The organism is Candidatus Magnetaquicoccus inordinatus, from assembly GCF_004217665.1.
Taxonomy (GTDB): Bacteria; Pseudomonadota; Magnetococcia; order Magnetococcales; family Magnetaquicoccaceae; genus Magnetaquicoccus; species Magnetaquicoccus inordinatus.
Window position 1 is genome coordinate 1 of record NZ_RXIU01000306.1, and the last position, 3,083, is coordinate 3,083.

Here is a 3,083-nt window from a genome sequence, read left to right on the forward strand (position 1 = left end):
CAAAACGGCCTGGGCTTCGCACCGTCTGGATCTGCACCCGGATGAAGCGCAGTTGCGTGCCCAGTTGGCGGGCAAGTGGCGCAACCTGTTGTGCAAGAGTGAGCGCCAGTCGATCCAGCTCAGTTGGCACGCTGCGGCGCTTTGTTGGTCTCGATTTGCCACGTTCTACAGTCAATTTGCCCAGGAAAAACAGTTTGTCGCTGTTGATCCGCACCTGTTGGGCTGTTTGCTGCGCCAGCATTCGCCCTCCTGGCAGTGCCACCTCTGGACCGCCGCCCCGGCGGAGAATCCAGACGATTGGCTTGCCGTGCTGCTGGTGATCCATCATGGCGACAGTGCCACCTATCTGATCGCCGCCAACCGGGCGGAGGGGCGCCGTCTGTTGTGCAACTATCGGCTGTTATGGCAGGCGATCACCCATGCCCGCAGCCGGGGGGTGCGGTGGTTTGATCTGGGCGGTGTCAATGCCGACACCCCGGAGGGGATTCGCCACTTCAAGAGCGGCCTGAATGGTGTGCCCTATCAGTGGGTTGGTGAATGGAGTTTTGTTGTTATTTAGAAAACTTTTAATGATTTAATGGTTTTGTTGTAGTTATATCTGATGGGGTGGTAGGGCTAGATACGCCTTGTGTTGCTTTGTATGTCCATACAGGAATAGTTCACCTGCGATTGCTCTGGGGAGATGGACAAGATCTCTTGACATAGCACGGGGCGTCGGCCATTCTATCGTCAAACAACAAAGATATGGGAATAACCTTCGTTACGAGGTAAATGGTGTCTAATTTCCCATATTGCAAGATCTTCGTGGGTAGATTGACAACAATTTATATTTGAATATGGTGTTTGAATAATAATAGATTTTCACAGCTTAACCGGGAATACGGCACATTCCATTAGACCGTCTACGGTAATGGAATTCATGATCAATTTGAGTGGGGGGAGATACCATGTTCCAGTGGACGCAGGATCAGAAAAATATCATCAATGCCAGTATTGCAGCACGGGTTGAAGAAACAAGAATGATTCACAAAATCATTCCGATCTCTGAAAGGAATGACAGTACAAGAGGGGTGCATATTGACGAACCGAAAAAAAAAGGTAACAAAAAAGTCGGTATCAAGAGTAGAACCAAACTGTACCCCTTCCACGAAATCATAGAACCGATGGTTGTAACCAGATCGCAGGCAGCAGATCCAGAACTGACCGATGTTTTGCGTGCTGTTCGTCAAGCTGCCACCTATTTGGCGGCCAAGCACGACAGAATATGTATTAAGGAACTGCGAAAAAACAGCCGCAAAAGCGGCAATAAATTACAAATCATCAAGGGAAATGGTAGTAAAAGTCTCATTTCTGCCGTCATGGACGCCCTGCTTGAATTGCAAAAACACGGTTATATCGATGCCTATTTTCTCATTCTTGGTAATGAATTATACGTCGATGCCATCAAGCATGGTAAGAATAAGATTGAGGCGCTGCTCAACAGTGATACCATTTTTTCCTCGACCAATCTGGGTAAACAGGAGGGGCTGTTGATCTCCTGCGCTGTCGATGTGATCGATATGGTTATTTCCGTTCCCCCACAATTTGAGCATCTGCGCGATGGTAAAGATGGCAACCCAGAGTGCCGCGTATACGAAGAGTTCCGAATGCGCCTCAAAGACAAGGACAGTATCGTAAGACTCGTCAGAGAGTAATCCCATGTCCATACTGCAGAACAGCCCATTCAACGTCAGGTTGGGGACAGACTCCTGGCCCGTACCCAGCGGCATCATCCCGTTCGGAAATCCGGTGGTCGTGCGGATTGGCGTCGCACCGCATGATGACAATCTGGTCATTCTGATCAAGTATCGACGACCACATGGCCTTTGGATGTCTCTGCCAACCCATCTTCTTCCAGAGAACGGCAAGACGGCAGAACGGTATTATGAAGGTCGTTTTGGTGCGCTGGTACATGGGACATCCATCGAATATATCATTCAATATTTCTTGGCCAATCGCTTCCTTGGCCAATCGGAACCACTGCAGTTCCGCGTCGAACCGATTGCTATTGCAGCCATCCGCAACCGCAACCCGGTTCGTGCCTTGACCCATTCCTTGGCCAAGGTACCCAGACCAAAATCCAAGGAAAACCAGGAAGGAGACCATTTTGGTGGTTACCTGCAGCAGAAGACACGCCAAGCGGATGAGTTGGCAACCTTTCCTGGAAAATCCGTTTCCAGCCCCTTCAGCAAAATGGTTTTTCTGTCCTATTCAACAAAAGATACCAAAACGGCTGAATGGTTGAAGTCAACCATCAGTCAGGCAGCATTCAGCGTCTGGTTTGACCAGACAGACATGCGCTCTGGAGAGCGCATCCTCTCCCAAATCGGGGATGCTATTGCGCATGTCAGTCATGTGGTTGTCCTGGTCACAAACAATTCATGCCAATCCACTTGGGTCCGGCAAGAGATTCGTCTTGCCCGCACATTTGGTATCGACTTGTTGCTTGCCACACCCAGTAGCAAACAACTCCAAGGGAGTTTGCCGCGCTTTTTGCGTGATCAACACATTTTGAACATGGAAGAAACCAATTTCAAAGATCGTCTCTTTCAACACCTGCAAGAAAAACGGGTCATCCCAAAATCTCCCATGTTGCTTCCCCTCAAACCCGAAGGGTTTGTACCGCGCAGCAGGGAACTGGCTGAGCTTAAAGCAAAACTGTTTACAGAAGAGGAGCAGATTGTCGCCATCACTACCACAGCTCTGGTGGGCACGGGAGGATTTGGCAAAACGTGGCTGGCGCAGGCTGCCTGCCACGATTCCGAAGTGGAGGATTTTTTTTATGACGGCATTCTTTGGGTCACGCTGGGATCAGAACTGGATCAGCAAGCTGTCCTCTCGCGGTTGGCAACCCTGATCCGCGAGATTGCCCACGAAAGCTGTCCACCCGATCTGGATGCTGCTCGCCTACGACTGGACGAATTGTTAACCGACAGACAGATTCTGCTGGTTCTTGACGATGCCTGGAGCAAGGAGACCTTGCAACATTTTCTGGGGTTTGGGGGGCAGACCGTCAAGCGCGTGATCACCACCCGCATGCGGCA

At 50.3% G+C, this 3,083-nt stretch carries 3 protein-coding genes; all 3 read left to right on the forward strand.

The window, feature by feature from the left end; all coding sequences use genetic code 11:
* A partial coding sequence (locus tag EJP87_RS14985; RefSeq protein WP_130472668.1) for a peptidoglycan bridge formation glycyltransferase FemA/FemB family protein occupies positions 1–559 on the forward strand: 559 nt, incomplete at its 5' end.
* Positions 560–947: 388 nt separating this feature from the next.
* The gene (locus EJP87_RS14990) at positions 948–1,694 is read left to right on the forward strand and encodes a hypothetical protein (RefSeq protein ID WP_130472669.1); all 747 of its coding nucleotides are present in this window, start codon (positions 948–950) and stop codon (positions 1,692–1,694) included.
* A 4-nt stretch (positions 1,695–1,698) separates the two neighbouring features.
* Positions 1,699–3,083: toll/interleukin-1 receptor domain-containing protein (locus EJP87_RS14995; RefSeq protein ID WP_130472670.1), on the forward strand; the 1,385-nt coding region annotated here is incomplete at its 3' end.